16 protein-coding genes are annotated in these 18,322 nt (G+C 74.7%); 7 read left to right on the forward strand and 9 right to left on the reverse strand.

The genetic code is table 11. The annotated features are described in order from the left end of the window. Positions 1-7: 7 nt before the first annotated feature. A complete protein-coding gene (locus SM793_RS04445) occupies positions 8-418 on the reverse strand; it encodes a VOC family protein (RefSeq protein WP_320436656.1) in 411 nt (136 codons plus the stop codon). A gap of 119 nt (positions 419-537) precedes the next feature. On the opposite strand from SM793_RS04445, the gene SM793_RS04450 reads away from it, so the two are divergent. After that, positions 538-1,059, forward strand: coding sequence for a MarR family winged helix-turn-helix transcriptional regulator (locus SM793_RS04450; RefSeq protein ID WP_320436657.1), 522 nt, complete (start codon positions 538-540; stop codon positions 1,057-1,059). Positions 1,060-1,129: 70 nt separating this feature from the next. On the opposite strand, the gene SM793_RS04455 is transcribed toward SM793_RS04450, so the two are convergent. Then, a complete protein-coding gene (locus SM793_RS04455) occupies positions 1,130-1,726 on the reverse strand; it encodes a C40 family peptidase (protein WP_320436658.1) in 597 nt (198 codons plus the stop codon). A 267-nt stretch (positions 1,727-1,993) separates the two neighbouring features. Between SM793_RS04455 and SM793_RS04460 the strand changes: the two genes are divergently transcribed. Next, a complete protein-coding gene (locus SM793_RS04460; RefSeq protein WP_320436698.1) occupies positions 1,994-2,413 on the forward strand; it encodes a RidA family protein in 420 nt (139 codons plus the stop codon). A gap of 327 nt (positions 2,414-2,740) precedes the next feature. Next, on the forward strand, positions 2,741-3,475 hold the full coding sequence (locus SM793_RS04465; RefSeq protein WP_320436659.1) for a ScbR family autoregulator-binding transcription factor: 735 nt from the start codon (positions 2,741-2,743) through the stop codon (positions 3,473-3,475). 120 nt (positions 3,476-3,595) lie between these two features. On the opposite strand, the gene SM793_RS04470 is transcribed toward SM793_RS04465, so the two are convergent. Next, entirely contained in the window at positions 3,596-4,666 is a 1,071-nt protein-coding gene (locus SM793_RS04470; RefSeq protein WP_320436660.1) for a TIGR03617 family F420-dependent LLM class oxidoreductase, read from the reverse strand. Between the two features lie 65 nt (positions 4,667-4,731). Continuing rightward, entirely contained in the window at positions 4,732-5,187 is a 456-nt protein-coding gene (locus SM793_RS04475; protein ID WP_320436661.1) for a MarR family winged helix-turn-helix transcriptional regulator, read from the reverse strand. A gap of 217 nt (positions 5,188-5,404) precedes the next feature. On the opposite strand from SM793_RS04475, the gene SM793_RS04480 reads away from it, so the two are divergent. The 3 genes from SM793_RS04480 (at position 5,405) to SM793_RS04490 (ending at position 9,959) form a co-directional block, all read left to right on the forward strand. Further along, positions 5,405-6,886 (forward strand): MFS transporter, encoded by a 1,482-nt coding sequence (locus SM793_RS04480; RefSeq protein ID WP_320436662.1) that lies wholly within the window; start codon positions 5,405-5,407, stop codon positions 6,884-6,886. Between the two features lie 153 nt (positions 6,887-7,039). Then, the gene (locus SM793_RS04485; RefSeq protein ID WP_320436663.1) at positions 7,040-8,704 is read left to right on the forward strand and encodes an AMP-binding protein; all 1,665 of its coding nucleotides are present in this window, start codon (positions 7,040-7,042) and stop codon (positions 8,702-8,704) included. A gap of 223 nt (positions 8,705-8,927) precedes the next feature. Then, positions 8,928-9,959, forward strand: coding sequence for a hypothetical protein (locus tag SM793_RS04490; RefSeq protein ID WP_320436664.1), 1,032 nt, complete (start codon positions 8,928-8,930; stop codon positions 9,957-9,959). A 64-nt stretch (positions 9,960-10,023) separates the two neighbouring features. On the opposite strand, the gene SM793_RS04495 is transcribed toward SM793_RS04490, so the two are convergent. The 5 genes from SM793_RS04495 to SM793_RS04515 all read right to left on the reverse strand — a co-directional run bounded on the left by SM793_RS04495 (position 10,024) and on the right by SM793_RS04515 (position 17,494). After that, positions 10,024-11,178, reverse strand: a complete 1,155-nt coding sequence (locus tag SM793_RS04495; protein WP_320436665.1) for a peptidoglycan recognition family protein — start codon at positions 11,176-11,178, stop codon at positions 10,024-10,026. 242 nt (positions 11,179-11,420) lie between these two features. Beyond that, the gene (locus SM793_RS04500; protein WP_320436666.1) at positions 11,421-14,927 is read right to left on the reverse strand and encodes a tetratricopeptide repeat protein; all 3,507 of its coding nucleotides are present in this window, start codon (positions 14,925-14,927) and stop codon (positions 11,421-11,423) included. A gap of 229 nt (positions 14,928-15,156) precedes the next feature. Further along, positions 15,157-15,636: a hypothetical protein gene (locus tag SM793_RS04505; RefSeq protein WP_320436667.1), complete on the reverse strand. Its 480-nt coding sequence runs from the start codon at positions 15,634-15,636 to the stop codon at positions 15,157-15,159. Positions 15,637-15,812: 176 nt separating this feature from the next. Continuing rightward, positions 15,813-16,886, reverse strand: coding sequence for a CU044_5270 family protein (locus SM793_RS04510; RefSeq protein ID WP_320436668.1), 1,074 nt, complete (start codon positions 16,884-16,886; stop codon positions 15,813-15,815). Then, the gene (locus SM793_RS04515; protein ID WP_413815874.1) at positions 16,883-17,494 is read right to left on the reverse strand and encodes an RNA polymerase sigma factor; all 612 of its coding nucleotides are present in this window, start codon (positions 17,492-17,494) and stop codon (positions 16,883-16,885) included. Before SM793_RS04515 ends, SM793_RS04510 begins: the two co-directional genes overlap by 4 nt. Positions 17,495-17,974: 480 nt before the next feature. Between SM793_RS04515 and SM793_RS04520 the strand changes: the two genes are divergently transcribed. Further along, complete coding sequence (locus SM793_RS04520; protein ID WP_320436670.1) at positions 17,975-18,181, forward strand: hypothetical protein; 207 nt, start codon at positions 17,975-17,977, stop codon at positions 18,179-18,181. Positions 18,182-18,322 lie beyond the last annotated feature (141 nt).

Here is an 18,322-nt window from a genome sequence, read left to right on the forward strand (position 1 = left end):
GGGCGGTTCAGTACGACTGGAGCTCGATCAGCCGGCCCTCCGGGTCGCGCAGATGGGCGGTGCGCAGCCCCGGCCCCCACTCGGGGCGGTCGGTGGGGCCGACGACGGGGTCGGCGCCGTGCCGCAGGCAGAGGTCGAACGCGGGCCCGACGTCCTCGACCCGGAACACCAGCATGGCGTCGTCCTGGGCGGCGACGGCCGGTTCGGCGGGCAGCGCGGCGGTGCCGACGGCCGCGGCCAGCAGGCTCCGGTCGAACAGCGACAGCACGGCCTGACCGTCGAGGTCCCAGGTCGCGTAGGGGCCGTCGGGAGTCCCCTTGACCAGGGCGGCGCCGGTCAGCGGGGTCAGTACGGCGCGGTAGAAGCCGTAGCAGGCGGGGAAGTCGGCGACGAGCAGGCGGTGGTACAGGGCGTCCATGGTCAGGATTCCTCGCCTCGGGTTCGGGGTCGTTCTCGCGGGGTCGTTCTGGCGAGGTCGTTCTCGCTCAGAAATTGTGGGTCTCGTCCCACTGTAGGCCCGCACCCTAGACTTCTTCCATGCCCCCAGAGGAACCCGGCTCCACCCCTTCCGCGCCCGCTCCCGCTGCCGCGCCGGCTCCCGACGGTCCGTCACCCGGCCGGGCGACCCCGCCGTCCCTGCTGGACCTCAGCACCTACCTGCTGTCCCGGGCCGGGAAGGCGGCCCGCTCGCGCCTCGCCGAGCGCCTCGCCCGGCGCGGTCTGCGGCTGTGGGACATGGCGGTGCTCGCCGCGCTGGCCGACTTCGGCCCCCACGCCCAGCGGGACCTCGTGCGGCGGCTGGGGGTCGACGCCAGTGACATGGCCAAGGTCGTGGACCGACTCGGCCTCGCCGGGTACGTCGAACGGACCCGGGACGCCGCCGACCGCCGTCGGCTCTCGGTCACCGTCACCGAGGCCGGCCGTGTGCTGCTCGCCGAACTGCGCGCCGAGGCGCTGGCCGTGCAGGGCGAGGTGCTGGCCCCGCTGAGCGGGACGGAACGGCGCGTCCTGCACGAGCTGCTCGCCCGGATCCACGCGGAGCTGCCGGGCACACCGTGACCCGGCCGGGCCCGGCATCCGCAGGCCCGGCGTCTGCGGGCCCGACGTCCGCAGGCCCGGCGGCGGCGGGTCAGCGGTCGAGCGGCAACGGGCGGCGGGCACCGGCGAACTCGCCGGCCCAGCGCGGCAGGTCGAGGACGCCCTCGACCCGGGCCACCAGGGTGCCGGTGCGTTCCGCGTGGATCATCGCGCCGTCACCGGCCCAGAGGCCCACATGGTGCAGCGGCGCGTCCGGGCGGGAGAAGAACAGCAGGTCGCCGGGAAGCAGTCCGGACCGGTCGACCGGGGCGGAGCGGTGGAACTGGGCGACCGTGTAGTGGCCGAGCTCCACCGCTCCGCCGCTCGCCCGGTACCAGCAGTGCAGCGACAGGCCGCTGCAGTCGAAGCCGATCGTGCTCTCTCCCAGGCACTGGCCGTCCAGGTAGCCGTTCTCCTCGTCGCAGAAGCCGAGGCTCGGCCCCAGCCGGTCGCCGCCGCCCCAGGCGTACGGCACGCCGACCTGTGCGGTCGCCACGGCGGCGACCCGGAGGCCGAGCGAGAGCCCCGGGTCGTCCTCGTGGGGGCGGGCGGCGGCGGAACCGGCCCCGAGCGGGGCCAGACCGGCCCCCAGGGCGACTCCCAGCAGCCGGCGGCGGCCCCAGCCGCCGGTGGTGTGCGGAAACGGCACGGCAGTCCCCTCGGTCGTCGGCGAACCACCAGGATCCCGGTTCGGGCTCCCGCGCCGCCATCACCCGCAGAGGTGAATTCCCAGCCGGCGGGCCCCGGGGCGCCCGGGGCGGCGCGGTAAATCGATTGACGGTCCCGGCCCGGCTTCGAACGATGGGTCCGACAGCACCGAACTACTGTCCGGGAGGCACCGATGGGGGAGGCAACTGTGAGCGAGGCACCTGTGAGCGAGGTACCTATGAGCGGGGCAACCGTGAGCGAGGCACCTGTGAGCGGCGCCGTCAGGCTGGTCCGGAACCACCGGCTCACCCAGGCCGTCGACTACGCGTACGCGGCGGCCGTCGATGTGCCGGTCCGCTCGCTCTGGCTGGCCGGCGCCTGCCCGCTGGACACCGAGGGGCGCACGGTGGCCGTGGGCGACTACGCGGGCCAGGCCCACCAGGTGATGCGGAACCTGGTCACCGTGCTGGAGGGCGAGGGCGCCGCGCTCACGGACCTGGTGCGCACCACGGTGTATGTGGCGTCCTCCCGGCAGAGCGACCTGGTGGCCGTCTGGGAGGTCTACCGCGAGTACCTCGGCGCGCACGACGTGCCGAGCACCCTGCTGGGGGTCTCCGTGCTCGGGTACGACGACCAGTTGGTGGAGGTCGAGGCGGTCGCGGTGCTGGACCGGGCGGAGGCGGGCTGAGCGGAGCGGGGTCGAGCCGGGTGGGGCCGGCCCTCTCAGGCCGGTCGCCGCCCAGGAGTTCGCCCGGGAGTTCGCCCGGGAGTTCACCCAGGAGTTCACCCGGAGCAGGCCCAGCAGGCACGCCGGGAGTGCGTCCCCCGCTCCGGGTGGGGGCCGAGCCTGCCTCGGGGTGCGCGTCCGGAGCGGACGGCTCGGTCGCTATTCTCTGACAGCCCGTGTGCGGGCGCCCCCGCCGGGACGGCCGTCGGGGCGGTCGCGTGCCGCGGGTAAGATACGGACTGTTTGGTTTGGTTTTGTTTCGGTGCGGGTGTGGTGGGGGTGGTCGGGGTGGTGCGACAGGAACGGGCGCTGCGGACGCGGCGGCTGATTCTGGAGGCCGCGGCCTCGGTGTTCGACGAGTTCGGATACGAGCGGGCGACCATCGGGGAGGTCGTGGCCCGGGCCGGGGTGACGCGCGGTGCCGTCTACTTCCACTTCGCCTCGAAGCGGGAGCTGGCGCAAGGGGTGATCGAGGGGCAGTTCGAGGCCGAGGCGGTGCCCGAGCGCTCCTGCCGGCTCCAGGAGTTCGTGGACACCGGGATGGTGGTCACGCATCTGGTGCCCATCGACCCGCTGGTCAGCGCCGCTGTCCGGCTCTCGGTGGACCAGGGCGCGGACAAGCAGATGGGGATCGACGCCGCGCCCGGCTGGATCTCCCGGCTGGAGCGGCTGCTGGTCGACGCGGGCGAGCGCGGCGAGCTGCTGCCGCACGTGGTGCCGGCCGACACGGCGGGGCTGATGACGGCCTCCTGGGTCGGCGTGCAGCTCCAGTCGCAGCGCTTCACCGGCCGCGCCGACCTGGCCGTCCGGGTCTCGACGCTGTACCGGCACCTGATGCCGAGCGTGGCCGTCCCCGGGGTGCTCGCCTGTCTGGACCTGGCGCCGGACCGGGGTGCCCGGGTCTACGCCGAGATGACGGCGGCACGTGAGGCGGCGGCACGCGAGGCGGCAGCCGGTGAGGTCGCGGTGGGCGAGGTCGCGGGGGCAGCCGTCCCGGCGGGCGCCGACATCGACGCGGGCTGAGGCACCGTCACGGCCCTTTCCCCGCAAGGCGGGTGGCGCGGGCGAACCATACGGCACGTCCGGTTTCCCGGCCGGAGGGGCCGCGCGGGCCGACCGCGGAGCGTAGTCGGCCCGGCCCCCTCAGTGCGGTGCGGGGCGGCCGTCCAGGGCGCGCAGCGCGTCCAGGACGTCCAGGCCCAGGTCCGCGTCGGCGTCCTCGGGCAGGCTGACCGAGACCCTGGTGGCCAGGCCCGCGTAGCGGCGGTGGATCTCCCGGGCGGCCTCCTCGACGGTGCCCGCGACGGCGAAGGTGTCGAAGACCCGGTCGTCGATCAGCGCGGCCATCTCCGGCCAACGCCCGCGCAGCGACAGCCGGTGCAGTTCCTCGTGCAACTCCTCCCAGCCGTGCTGGGCCAGTACCGGGCGGTAGGCGGGCGTCGAGGCGTAGAAGGCGAGCCGCTCCCGGACGGACGCGCGGTGGGTCCGCAGTTCCTCCTCGGTGCGTCCGGTCGCGGTGAGCACGCTCCCGACGATCTCGAACGGCCGCCCGGTCCAGGCCGCGCCCGCCGCCTCGGCCGCGCCGCGCTCCTCGACCAGCGCCGGCAGCACCTGCCGGGTCAGGTAGTCGACCGAGGTGAACGGGTGGCTGAGGAACCCGTCGGCGACCGCCCCGGCGGCGCGCACCATCAGCGGGCCGACCCCCGCCAGCAGGATCCGCGGCATCCCGGCCGGGATCGGATCGGGGGCGAAGACCGGCGTCATCACCGTGTGGGTGTAGAAGTCGCCCCGGAAGCGCAGACGGTCGCCGGTCTGCCAGCTGTGCCAGATCGCCCGCACCGCGTGCACGTACTCGCGCATCCGCGCGGCGGGGCGGTCCCAGGGCATCCCGAAGCGCTTCTCGATGTGCGGCTTGACCTGCGAGCCGAGTCCGACCACGGCCCGGCCGCCGGAGGCCGCGTGCAGGCCCCAGCCCTGGTACGCGAGCGTCATCGGGGTGCGGGCGAGGGCGACCGCCACGCCGGTGGCCAGTTCGATGGAGCTGGTGCGGTCGGCGGCGCGGGCCAGCTGCAGGAAGGGGTCGTAGGCCGTCTCGGAGACCACCAGCCGGTCGGCGCCCCGTCGTTCGGCCCGCTCGGCGGCGTCGAGGATGCCGGCCGGATGCGCGGGGGCGAGGGCGTCGAGGAGGAGGGCGGGGGCCTGCGGACGGTCCATGCGGTCGGGACTCCTGGTGGGGGCGGGCGGGGTCCGTCGGGGCCGGGGTGCCGGGCGACGGCGGGTCAGGGGCGGGGCCAGGGCCGGCCGTCGAGGCGCTCGATGCCGGTGTTGAAGCGCCGCAGGAAGTCGGCGAAGGTCCGGACGTCCTCGGCGGTCCAGTCGGCCATCACCAGGTCGAGGGCGTGGGCGTGCGCGGCGCGGTCCTCGTCGAGGCGGCGTTCGCCCTCCTCGGTGGTGCGGAACTTGCGGGCCATCCCGCCGTCCGGGTCGGGGATCCGTTCGACCAGCCCGGCCCGGGTCATCGCGGCGGTCTGCCGGTTGAGGGTGGAGGCGTCCAGTCCGAAGGCGTCGCTGAGTTCGCCGATCGACATCGGGCCCTGCATCCGGATCCGGCTGAGCAGGATGTAGGCGCTGCGGTCGAGCCGGCTGCCCTGCGGCCGGGCGCCGGCCGGGCTCAGGTAGTGGTGCCGGCTGAGCACCATGTACTCGAACGCCACCTCGTCCGTGGGCCCGCTCATGATGCCGTCCTTCCCGTCCCTGGTGTCGGGGCGCTGACCTGCGGTGTTCGCGCACAGTATCGCAGGCGGTCGCCCATGGTGGGTGATGTGCACGATACATATCGCGTGTACTCTGCACATGACCGCGTCGCGGCGTACGACCGTGCCGCATGACGGCGCCGCACCGAGCCGCGGATGACCCGCCCTGCCCGCCGACCGGACCGAGGAGCCCCCGCTCATGGCCGCCCCACAGACCACCGCTCCCGACCGGACCCGGGGAGTCGTCGCCACCCTCGCCCTCACCGGTACGGTGGCCGCGATCATGCAGACCCTGGTCACCCCGCTGATCGGCGAGCTGCCGAGGATCCTGGACACCTCGCCCTCGAACGCCTCCTGGGTGATCACCGCCACCCTGCTCTCCGCCGCCGTGTTCGTGCCGATCAGCGGCCGCCTCGGCGACCTGTTCGGCAAGCGGCGGATGCTGCTGGCCTGCTGCGCCCCGCTGCTGCTCGGCTCGGTGATCTGCGCGCTGACCTCCTCGGCGCTGCCGATGATCGCCGGACGCGGCCTCCAGGGCATGGGCATGGGCGTGGTGCCGCTCGGCATCAGCCTGCTGCGCGACGTACTGCCGCCCGAGCGGCTCGGTTCCGCGATCGCCCTGGTGAGCGCCTCGATGGGCATCGGCGGCGGCCTCGGCCTGCCGATCTCGGCGGCCGTCGCCCAGTACGCCAGCTGGCGGGCGCTGTTCTGGGGCGCGGCCGTCCTCACCGTGGCGGTCGCGGCGATGATCCGCCTCCTGGTCCCCGCGCCCACCACCCGCCCGGCCGGCGGACACTTCGACGCGGTCGGGGCGCTCGGCCTCGGCGCCGGCCTGGTCTGCCTGCTGCTGCCGGTCTCCAAGGGCGGCGACTGGGGCTGGACCGACGGGACGACGCTCGGCCTGTTCGCGGCCGCGGTGGTGCTGCTGCTGGCCTGGGGCGCGTGGGAGCTGCGCCTCGCCGAGCCGCTGGTCGACCTGCGGGTGACCGCCCGGCCGAGGGTGCTGCTGACCAACGCGGCGTCCGTCCTGGTGGGCTTCGGGATGTACGCGCAGGCGCTGATCGTCCCGCAGTTGCTCCAGTTGCCGGAGGCCACGGGGTACGGCCTGGGGCAGTCGATGCTCGCGATGGGGCTGTGGATGGCGCCGTCCGGCCTGATGATGATGGTCGTCTCGCCGTTCGGCGGCCGGCTCTCGGCGGCGCGCGGCCCCAAGTTCACCCTGGTCGCCGGGGCGCTGGCGATCTCGGCCGGGTACGGACTGTCGATGCTCCTGATCGGGTCCACCTGGGGCGTGCTGGTGGTCACGCTGATCTGCAACGCCGGTGTGGGCCTCGCGTACGGCGCGATGCCGGCGCTGATCATGAGCGCGGTGCCGCTCTCCGAGACGGCCTCCGCGAACAGCTTCAACAGCCTGATGCGCTCGCTCGGCACCTCGGTCTCCGCGGCCGTGGTGGGCGTCGTGCTCGGCCAGCTGACCACCACGGTGGGCGGACACGTGCTGCCCTCCGAGACCGGCTTCCGGGTGGGCCTGCTGATCGGCTGCGGGGTGGCGCTCGCCGCCGCGGCGGTGGCCGCCACCGTCCCGGCGCCGCCGGTGCCGGCGGTGCAGGAGCCCGCCGCCGATCAGGAGCCCGCCGGGACCGCCGGGACCGCCAAGGTCCGTGGCGGCAAGCCGGCCTGACCCCGAGTGATGTCCGTCGCCCGACTCGCTGCGTGCCTCGCGCCCCGTTCCCGCCTCCGACGCCGCGGCGGCCCGGCGGGACCGGGTGACGGGGGATGGGGGTCTGCGTAGACTCGGTCGCCCTGTGCCCGGACGAGTCCTGGAGCCGCTGCCATGACCCCGCCCCCTCCCGCGCCCGCTCCCAGCATCAGCGCCGGCAGTACCTCGGTGCCGCTGTTGGAGCACACCATCGGCGTCGCGCTCGACCGCGCCGTGGCCGCCTTCCCCGACCGGGAGGCGCTGGTGGACGTGCCGAGCGGGCGCCGCTGGACCTACCGGGAGCTGGCGGCGGAGGTGGACCGGCTCGCGCTCGGGCTGCTGGGCCTCGGCGTCGGGGTCGGCGACCGGGTCGGCATCTGGGCGCCGAACTGCCCCGAGTGGGTGTTCACCCAGTACGCCACCGCCCGGATCGGCGCGATCCTGGTGACCGTCAACCCGGGCTACCGCGCGCACGAGGTCGAGTACGTGCTGCGGCAGGCGGGGATCCGCACGGTGGTGGCCGCGCCGAGCTTCCGGACCTCCGACTACGCGGCCATGCTCGCCGAGGCGGGCCCGCGCTGCCCCGGCCTGTGGGACGTGCTGCTGATCGGCTCACCGCAGTGGCGGGCACTGACGGCGGCGGGGAAGTGCGGTGACCGGGAGCGGCTGGCCTCCCTCGGCGCGGGACTCGGCCCCCACGATCCGATCAACATCCAGTACACCTCGGGCACCACCGGTTTCCCCAAGGGCGCCACCCTCTCGCACCACAACATCCTCAACAACGGCTACTTCGTCGGGGAGTTGTGCGGCTACACGGAGGCGGACCGGATCTGCGTACCGGTGCCGTTCTACCACTGTTTCGGCATGGTGATGGGCAATCTGGCGGTGCTCTCGCACGGGGCCTGCGTGGTGATCCCGGCCCCGGCCTTCGACGCGGTGGCCACCCTGCGCGCGGTGGCGGCCGAACGCTGCACCTCGCTCTACGGCGTGCCGACCATGTTCATCGCCGAGCTGAACGACCCGGGCTTCGCCGAGCACGACCTGTCCAGTCTGCGCACCGGGATCATGGCCGGCTCGCCGTGCCCGATCGAGGTGATGAAGCAGGTCGTCGACCGGATGGGTATGCGGGACGTCTCCATCTGCTACGGCATGACCGAGACCTCCCCGGTCTCCACCCAGACCCGGGCCGAGGACCCGCTGGAGCGGCGGGTGTCCACCGTCGGCCGGGTCGGCCCGCACCTGGAGGTGGCGGTGGCCGATCCGGAGACCGGCCTGACCGTGCCGCGCGGCACCCCCGGCGAACTCCGCACCCGGGGCTACTCGGTCATGCTCGGCTACTGGGACCAGCCGGACCGCACCGCGGAGGCGGTCGACGCCGAGGGCTGGATGCACACCGGCGACCTCGCGGTGATGGACGAGGAGGGGTACCTCACCATCACCGGCCGGCTCAAGGACATGGTGATCAGGGGTGGCGAGAACATCTACCCGCGCGAGGTCGAGGAGTTCCTGCACACCCACCCGGACATCCTGGACGTCCAGGTCGTCGGTGTCCCCGACGCCAAGTACGGCGAGGAGCTGATGGCCTGGATCCGGCCGCGGCCCGGCGCGCCCGAGCTGACCGCGGAGGCGCTGCGCGCGTACTGCGCGGGCCGGATCGCGCACTACAAGGTGCCGCGGTACGTGCACCTGGTGGAGGAGTTCCCGATGACGGTCACCGGGAAGGTCCGCAAGGTGGAGATGCGGGAGCGGTCCGTCGAACTGCTGGGCCCGGCCGGGGCGGTGGACGCCGAGCACGACTGAGCGCGCCTGAGCACGCCTGAGCACGCCTGAGGACGCCTGAGGACGCCCGAACGCGGCGGCCGGGGCCGGGCGGTCGCGGGTTACCCGGGGTCGCTGTACGGGCGTGCCGGGTGAGGATAGGATCGTGGACGAACCAGCAGGTCGGTGAACCGCGTGACGCGCTTCCCGCGGATCTCCGCCCGACCTCCGGTGCCGGCGTCGCCGCACCGGGAAGGGGAGTCTCATGGTTACGACAGTCGGAACGGGTTTCGCCACCGCGTACTCGTGGATCGGGAAGAACGCGGACGGCAGGCTGGAGGTGTTCGCCCGCGGAGCGGACGGCGCCCTCCACCACGCCTGGCAGATGACCCCCGACGGGGATCGGGACTGGTCGCCGTGGGAGTCGCTCGGCGGCACGCTGACGGGCGTCCCGGCGGCGGCGCCGAGCGCCGACGGACACCTCCATGTCTTCGTCCACAACGGGGACGACGCCGCCCTCCGGTACATCCGCCAGGGCCCCGGTGGTAACCACGGCTGGTCGCGGTGGGAGTCGCTCGGCGGTGGGACGGTGGGCAGTCCGTCGGTCGCCCAGAACGACGACGGACGGCTGGAGGTCTTCGTCCACAGCACGGGGAACGAGGTCCAGCACATCTGGCAGACCGAACCCGACGGAGGCTGGTCCTCCTGGGGGACGATCGAGATCGCCGAGGTGGGCGACCCCGTGCCCGCCCCGAACGCCGACGGCCACCTGGAGGTGTTCACCAACGACGGTGGCGGCGAGATCGAGCACGCCTGGCAGCGCCCGCTCATCAACGGCTGGAAGGTCGGCAGGCTGCTCGGCGGTGGCAGCGTGGCCGACGACCCGTCGGTGGTCCAGAACGACGACGGGCGGCTGGAGTTGTTCGTGCGCTTCAGCGACAACACGGTCTGGCACGTCTGGCAGACCGCCGCCGGCAACGGCTGGACCGGCAAGTGGGAGTCGCTCGGCGGCTCGGTGGCCGGAGTCCAGGCGCCCGCCCGGAACAGGGACGGCCGACTGGAACTCTTCGCCCGGGGCACCGACGGGACCCTCCAGTACACCGCGCAGCGGCCGATCGGCCAGGGCTGGACGCGCTGGGCCTCGCTCGGCGGCGCCCTGGCCGGGGACCCGGCCGTGGCCCGGAACGCCGACGGCAGCCTGGACGTGTTCGCGCGGTTCGCCGACGGTAGCGTCCAGCACAGCTGGGAGAGCGAGCCGGGCGACTGGTCCGGCTGGCGGTCGCTCGGAGCGCCGTGAGCCTCGGCGGGCACGGGTCCGTCCGCGAGGCCGGCCCGGCCCGGCACGGCGGTGACCGGTCCTGTCAGAGCGCGGCGACCTCGGCCCGCAGGGCGGGGAGGGTGCCGTACATGATGCCGCCGGGGCAGTCGGTGGCCAGCCAGTCGCGGTGACCGCTGATCAGGTCGACCGGCTTGGTCACGCCGTTGACCGGGTTGACGAAGGTGACGTGCGCCTGCGGGTCGAGCCCGTGGGTGCGGGCGGCCAGCGCGAGCACCAGGGCGAGCGACTGACGGGCCTTGGCGGTGGGCTCCTGGTTGACCAGGGTGCCGAGCAGCGCGACGCCGAGGTTGCCCGAGTTGAAGCCGGCGGTGTGGAAGGCGGTCACCGCGTTGCCGTTGGCGTCGTGCCCGGGGATGCCGTCGTCACCGGACCAGCGGCCCTCGTAGATCCGGCCGGCCTCGTCGATGAGGAAGTGGTAGCCGATGTCGCCCCAGTCGTTGGTGATCGCGTGGTACTCGTAGATCGCCCGCACGGTGGCGGCCGGGTCGGGGTCCGCGTTCGGGGTGTCGGTGTGGTGCACCGTCAGGGTCTGCAGCGGGTAGTACTTGGCGGGGGAGTTCTCCACACCGTTCTTGAACCGCTTGGACTCGTCGGCGCCCCAGGCGGCGCGGCTCAGGTACTCGACGCCGCAGAAGGTGACCGGCGTGGTCGGGGAGAGCGTGGTGGTGCGGGCCGGGCCGGTGGTGGTGTCCAGCGCGGTGGAGCGCAGGTTGGTGGCGCCGTCGGGCAGGCGCAGGTCGTAGCCGACCGCGCCGCCGGCCGGGACCAGCGCGGCCGAGACCGGGGCGGCCTTCGCGGCGGTGCCCGCGACGTCGGGGCCGCCCGCGCAGCCGGTGGCGATCGGCTGCCAGGAGCCCGGGCCGGTCTCCTCGTGGTGCAGCCGGATGGCGCCGCCGCGGCAGGGGCCGTCCCAGCTGACGCCGACGTACTGGATCGGGAAGTCGGTCCGCACACCGGCGGCGGCGCGCCCGGCGGCGGAGCGGGCCCGGGTGGCCGGGACGGTCACGGTCCGGGCGGCCTGGGTGCCGGCCGGGGCCGGGGTGACCGGTGCGGCCGGCGTGACCGGGGTGCTCGGCGCGGCGGCGTGCGCGGCCGGGGCGGTGGCGATCGCGGCGGCGGTGGCGCCGATCGCGGTCACCAGCGTGCGACGGCTCACGGCGGAGCTGGGGTTCGGCATCGGGATCCTGTTCTCGGGGTGGCACGGAAGGGCAGGTCGACCGGCAACCGTGAGTCGGTCATGAGTCGATCATGAATCTACCCAAATGATCGTTTCTGCTGGCAACCCCTGGAATCCGGCTGCCCGAACGGGCAACCCGCCGGACCGCCTGCCCGACCATCTGCCCGACCGCCTGCCGGACCGCTTGCCCGACCATCTGCCGGACCACCTACCGGAACCGGGCCGCCCCGGACCCGCCGCCGCTACCCGAGGATCGCCAGCGCCGCCGCCGCCCGAGCCCCCACCGGCGCCCCGGCGCACGCGAGTTCGCCGAGGTACAGGCAGACATCGGCCCGCGCCGCCCCGGCCCCCGGCACCGCGAGGAACGCCCGCGCCAACTCCTCCGGCTCGGCACCCCCGGCGACCAGACCGTGCAGCAGCTTGCGCACCGCCGGCTCGAACGGGTCCCGAGGATCCTCGTACGGGCACTCCAGGAAGGCCTCCCAGGCGTCCGCCGAGCCCGCCGGACCCTCCGTCAGCAGCCGCAGCACCGCCACCTCCACCAGCACCGTCGACGACGCCGCGACCTCGGGCGCCACCTCCGCCAGCAGCGCCCCGGCCTCCTCGAACCGACCGTCGTGCCGGTACGCCGCCGCCAGCGCGCACCGCACCGCCAGATCCGCCGGATCACGGGCCAGCACCGCCGACAGGTCGGCGACCGCCTCCGCCGGCCGCCCGGCCTGCCGGTGCGCCTGGCCGCGCTCGGCCAGCGCCCAGGTGTAGTCCGGATTGTGGGTGACCGCCGCCGTGAGATCGGCGATCGCCTCCTCCACCAGACCGGCCTGCCGCCGAGCCTGGCCCCGGGAACCGAGCGCCCACGGGTCGTCCGGTTCGAGCGCCAGCGCGGCACTCAGATCGGTGATCGCCTCCGCCAGGTCGCCCGCCAGCCGGTGCGCCTCACCACGCAGCGCCAACGCCCAGGCGTACTCCGGGTCGATCGCGAGCACGGCCGTCAGGTCCGCAATCGCGTCGTCCAGCCGGCCTGCCTGCCGGTACGCCTGCCCGCGGGCCCGCAGCGCCCACACGTCCGAGGGGTCCAGCTCCAACGCCGAGGTCAGATCGGCCACCGCCTGCGTCAGCCGACCCGCCTGGCGGTGCGCCTCGCCCCGCTCGGCCAGCGCCCACGCGTACTCCGGGTCCAGCGCGAGCGCCGCCGTGAAGTCCGCGACCGCCTCCTCCAGCCGGCCCGCCTGCCGGTGCGCCTCGCCCCGCTCGCCGACCGCCCACGCGTAGTCCGGATTGAGGGCCAGCGCGGCGGTGAAGTCCGCGACCGCCTCGTCCAGCCGGCCCGCCTGCCGGTGCGCCTGGGCGCGCGAGCCCAGCGCCCACGCGTGCTCCGGAGTGAGCGCGATCGCCGCCGTGAAGTCCGCCACCGCCTCCTCGGGCCGGCCCGCCTGCCGGTGCGCCTCGCCCCGCTCCGCCAGCGCCCAGGCGTTGTCCGGGCCCAGCGCCAGCGCGGCGGTCAGGTCGGCGACCGCGTCGTCCAGCCGCCCGGCCTGCCGCAGGGCCTGGCCCCGTGAACTCAGCGACCAGGCGTCACCGGGATCCAGCGCCAGCGCGGCGGTGAAGTCCGCGACCGCCTCGGCCAGCCGCCCGGCCGTCCGGAACGCCTCGCCGCGCTGGGTGAACGCCCAGGCGTACTCCGGGTCGAGCAGGATCGCGGCGGTCAGATCGGCGACCGCCTCCTCCAGCCGCCCGGCCAACCGGTGCGCCTGGCCGCGCGAGCCCAGGGCCCAGGCATCGTCCGGGTCGAGCGCCAGCGCCGCCGTGAAGTCGGCCATCGCCTCCTCGGCCAGCCCGGCCGACTGCCGGGCCTCGCCGCGCCGGGACAGCGCCCAGGCGTACTCCGGATCGAGGGCCAGCGCCGCCGTGAAGTCGGCCACCGCCTGCTCGTGGTGGCCGTGCCAGTTGAGCACACGCCCCCGGTAGGCGTGGGCCTGCGGCAGGTCGGCGGCGATCGCGACGGCCTGGTCGAGGTCCGCGAGGGCGTCGTCGTCCCGGTCCTCGACGAAGTACTGGTAGCCGCGATGAGTGAGCGCCCAGGCCCGCACCCGGACCGGCAGACCGGGACCGGCGAGCACGTCCAGGACCGCCAGCACCGGCCGCTCACCGGCCGCCGCCGCGTGGATCCGGCGGGCCCAGCGGGTCAGTTCGGCGTCGTCGCTGTCCTGCGCGGCCTGGTTGAGCATCTCCGCCCACGGCGCCAGCGCGTCCGGCGCGTCCCCGGCGGTGCGCGCGGTGTGCTCCAGGGCGCGCGGCAGCCGGGCCAGCGGATCGGCGCAGAGCAGGTGGTAGGTCTCGTTCAGCAACTGCCGCCGCCACCTGGGGTCGGCGCCGCGCCGGGCCGCCGGCAGGTACTGCTCGACCGCCGCCCGCGCCGCGGCGTGGTGCTCGGCGAGGCGGCTGTGCGCGGCCGTCCACTCCCGGGGGGTGTGGATCCGGCGCCGGCGCACCATGCTGGTGCGGACCACGGCGTGGTACTGCAGGAAGTCGCCGCGCCCGGTCACGAAGGGCTGCGCCGACAGCCAGTCCCAGACGGCCGGTTCGGCCTCCGGGACGGCGCAGGCGAACAGGTCCCGGTTCAGCTGCAGCGGGAGCGCGGCGGCCAGCACGGTGTCCCGGCGCTCCGGTTCGGGGATCCACTGCAGGAAGCGCACCACCGCCTGGTCGACCATGTCGGCACCGACGTCGGCGACCTCCTCGACCGCGCCGGGATCGGCCGCCGCCAGCAGCGCGACCAGCAGCGGCAGCCGCATCGACATCCGCAGCACCGCGTCGACCACCAGCGGATCGGTGACCCCGCGCGCCGTCAGCAGGTCGCGGGCCTCCTGCTCGGTGAACACCTCCAGCGGCACGTCCACCAGCACCGCCCGCCACGGCGCCCACTCGCGCTCGGCCAGCTCGTCCCGGCCGGCCAGCACGAACACCACCTCCAGCGGCAACGGGCCGAACGCGTCGTCGAGGATCTCCCGCAGCCAGCCGTCCAGGTAACGGCCCGTCAGCTCCCAGGTGTCCAGGAACAGGACGATCCAGGGCCGGCGGTCCCGGTCCCGGCCGCGGCTGTGATCGCGGTCCCGGTCCCGGCCGTGGTCCCGGCCGTGGTCCCGCTCGCGGTCGCAGAGCCGGGACAGCTCGGCGACGAAGGCCCGGCCCAGCGCCGCCTCCTCGACGTCGCCGCCGCGCCGGCGCTGGCGCACCCCCGCGATCAGGCGCTCGGCGCCCTGGGCCACCGCGTCCGGATTCGCCATCGCCGCGACCACGCCCGCCCCCGGCAGTACCGAGGCCGCCCCGAGGGCCGCCTGGGCCACCAGCCGGGTCGGCAGCGAGGCGCCCTCCCCGCCGGGCGGCTGCTCCGGCTCGCGGTCCGCCGCGGTCTGGAGCGAACGCCGGTACTGCTCCAGGGCCTTGTCGAACTCCCGCAGCGGACCGGCCTGTTCGGCGAGCTGGCGGGCGAGCGCGGTGAGCGCCGTGCCGACGCCGTGCACATCGGTCTCGTCGACCAGCGCGGTCAGCGCACCGGCCCGTCGGGCCGCCTCGCGCCACTGGGCGAGCAGCGTGGACTTGCCGACGCCGCCGACCCCGCGCACATGGAACAGGAAGTCCGCCGGATCCGGCCCGGAATCCGGGTCCGGGTCACGGGCGAGGTTGTCCACGAACAGGGCCAGCTGCGCTCTGCGGCCGATGAACTGCGCACCGGTGCGCTGACGCACCGCCTCCGCACGCGACGGACGCCTCCGTGCCTGAGCCATGCCACCCCCTGCCGTGCCACCCGGCGGGTCGCGCCGACCACGAGTCCGGTGCCGCCGGTGCCGCTGTCGTGAGGACGACCGTAGTGAATCGGCCCCCGCGCTGTCCTGCTTTCGGCCATCTGCCGTGGGCAGGGCGGGTGTTGACAGCAGGGCCGGTGGGTGCTCCGGAGCCGGGAGGGAGGGGGAGGGGTCAGATGACGGTGATCCGGAACGTGCTGCTGTTGTCGTCCGGCGTCGGGTCGTCCGGGAGCCCGGCCTCGACGTCGCCCTCCAGCACCTCGGGGTCCATGCCGGAGGCGACGGAGATCCGCACCTCGGCGGTGACCGGGGCACCCGGCGCCAGGCCGGCCGGGACGGTGCAGGCGACGGTGTGGCCGTGGGGCAGCGTGGTACAGGTCGCACCGGGGGACTTCCCGGTGCCCACCACCCCGGGCGGCAGGTGCACATACAGCGTGAACGGTACGGCGGTGGCCGAGCCGCCGGTGTTGGTCACCACCGGGTGCAGCAGGGTGGAGCCGCCGCCGTGCACCGGAGCGGGGTCGGCGGCGAAGACCGCGAGGTCGGCGAGGTCCGTGCCGGCCGCGCACGCGTCGGCGGCCGCCGGTCCGGCGCCCAGCAGCACCGCCGCGCACGCCGCCCGCAGGGCCCTGGAAAGCAGCAGTCGGGACATCACGCTCACCCATTTCGTTCGGTACCCCGGACCACGGCCCGGGCCGGCGACAGGCCCGGTCGGGCCCTGGCAGGGCCAGCATCGGTGCCCCGCCGCGTCGCCGGAGCGGGACACGGCGGGGCACGGCGGGGCACCGCCCGTACGGGTGACCCGGCGGGCCGACCGGTGCGGGACCGTCAGACCGTGGCCTGCCCGGCGCCGGGCCGCTGGTTCTTCGCGTCGACGATCGCCCGGGTCACGATGGTCGTACGCTCCACCACCGTGCCGGGCTTGACGCCGTCGAACTCCCGGACCTGCACACCGCGGCTGCCGAGGTACTGGTGGTTCTCCCGGTCGAAGATCCACTCCGACCGCTCGCCGGTCCGCGGGTCGAGCCGCGCCAACGCGATCCCGTCGCGGCCGGAGGCGTCCTGCGCGTGCTCGACCACCACGACACCCGGGATCCTGCCGACGGCCTCGTAGAGCGCGGCGGCGAGCGCGGAGGGCACGAGCTGCTCGCGGATGACGGAGCCGATCTCGTTGAACGCCTGCTGGTCGTGGTCCCGGTCGCCGCTCACCGTCGCGTAGACGGACTTCAACAGGGCGTCGGGGTCGGTCGGCCGGGCCGCGAGCCACTTGTAGGTCTGCTGCTCGCGGGGCTCGTTGTTGTCCAGCGTGATGCCGCCCTTGTCCTGGTAACCCGGCTCGTCCAGCCAGCCCTTGGTGCCGTCGGGCGACTTCCACACCTCGCGGTCGTGCAGCGGCTGGACCCAGGTGGTGGACTCCCCGGTGTCCACGTTGTGGCGGGTGGACATGAAGGAGACCCGGCTCTTGATGTAGATGTACTGGCCCGGTCCCGGCTGGGGAGTGGTGCGCGCCGTCGCGGCGGCGGCGATCTCGCGGACCGTCGAGGCGAGCTGCGCGGTGCTGCCCTCCTCGATCTGCACGACCGGCGCCTTGACCAGTTCCGGGGCGGCCACGGTACTGGCGCCGGGCGAGCCGCCGACGGACACCACCACGGCCAGGGCCGCCGCCGCGGCGACGGGGGTGGCGAACAGCACGGCGCGGCGCAGCGGCCTCCGCGCGGGGGAGGCCGGGGGGCCCGCGGGCGCCGCGGGGGCGTGGTCGGGCTGGTGGATCTCGCTCATCAGGTACTCCTCGAGCAGGTCCTGGCGGTCGGCCGCCAGGCGGGGATCGGCCGGCGCCGGCAGCAGACGGGCCAGTTCCGCGCGGTCGAGCGGTTCGTCGTGCCGCCACGGGTTGCGGATCATCGGTGCGTCTCCTTGTGCGGCCGGGCCGCGATACCGCGGCCGCCCTGTACTTGTCCGGGGGTGGGGAGCGGTTCCGTGTTCTTCTGCGCGGCGTTCGTCGCGGCGCTCTTCGCCGCGCTCTTCGCCGCGTTCGTCGCCGCGTTCCGCGCGGCGTTCTTCTGCGCGGCGCGCAGTTCGTCGTCCGCGAGCCTGCGCAGCCGGGTGCGGGCCCGCGAGAGGCGCGAGCGCACGGTGCCGACGGGTATGCCGAGGGTGGCCGCCGCCTCCGCGTAGCCGAGCCCGGACCAGACGCACAGCGCGAAGACCTCGCGCTCCGAGCGCCGCAACCGCCCCAGCGCCTTCCGGGCGGCCGCGAGCTGCTCGGAGTCGGCCATCCGGCCGACGAGTTCGTCGGCGAAGTCGGGCACCGGGTCGGCCACGGGCATCCGGGCCATCGCCAGGTTGTGGCGGCGCGCGGCACGCGTCGTGTTGCGCAGCACATTGACGGCGATGCCCATCAGCCAGGGCCGTGGACCGTCGCCCTCGTCGCGCAGTTTCCCGCGCAGGCGCCAGGCCTCCAGGAAGGTCAGCGAGACCACGTCCTCGGCGAGCGCCCAGTTCCCGGTCATCCGTACGGCATGGCGGTACACCAGGGACGAGTGCTCCCGGAAGAGCTCGCGAAATGCTTCGGGGTTCCCGGCGCGGAGCCGGGAGTGCGGATGGTTCACGTCATGCCTTGTCCGAGCAGGAGCGCCGGTTCCTGTGACGCGCGTCACCGGCCGGCCGTAGCGTCGTGGCCGATCCGCCGGGCCGGCAGGGCCTGTCGGCCTCCGTTGCGGCGCGCGGCGCGCGGCGAAGATGCCATTGAAGCGCTTCGTGACGTGGAGGGCGACGCGGCTGCGGATGGGCCCGGCCGGTCCGGTGGTGGCGGGGTACGGCCGGACGGGCCTGGGGGCGTCACTCCGGGGGCGTAAGTTCTCACCCGTTCGGCGCGTCCAAGTTGCGGGGGTGTCCGGTTTTCCGCGTTCGTGTGCAAACGTGTGTCGCGTCCGGTCGTCCTCGGAGGCGGTCGGTCAAGGCTATTGACCTTCCATCAAGGAGAACCTGAGATGTCGGTTCGTGGAAAGCTCCGCCAGTTCGCCGTGATCGCCACCGTTGCCGCCGCGGCGGCCGTGATCGCGCCGACCGCCGCGGTGGCTCACGGCGGGGGCTCGCAGCCGTCCGCCTCGTCGGGCCTGCAGGCCGGCAACGCCGCGGTCGGCCTCGTCGGCCCGCGCGGCAGCTGGGTGCAGTACTTCGACCGTTCCAACGGCTGATCCCACGCTCCTCGAACGCCCCGGGGCCACGGCCCCGGGGCGTTCGCGCGCGTCCGCCGGGGCGGTGTGCCGGGCTCCGCGCTGCTTCCACCGGAGGACGCCGCGGAGTGTTGCGCCGGATCGCGCCCGGAGCGTCCGCCC

This window comes from Kitasatospora purpeofusca (genome assembly GCF_034043715.1).
Classification (GTDB): Bacteria; Actinomycetota; Actinomycetes; order Streptomycetales; family Streptomycetaceae; genus Kitasatospora; species Kitasatospora purpeofusca_A.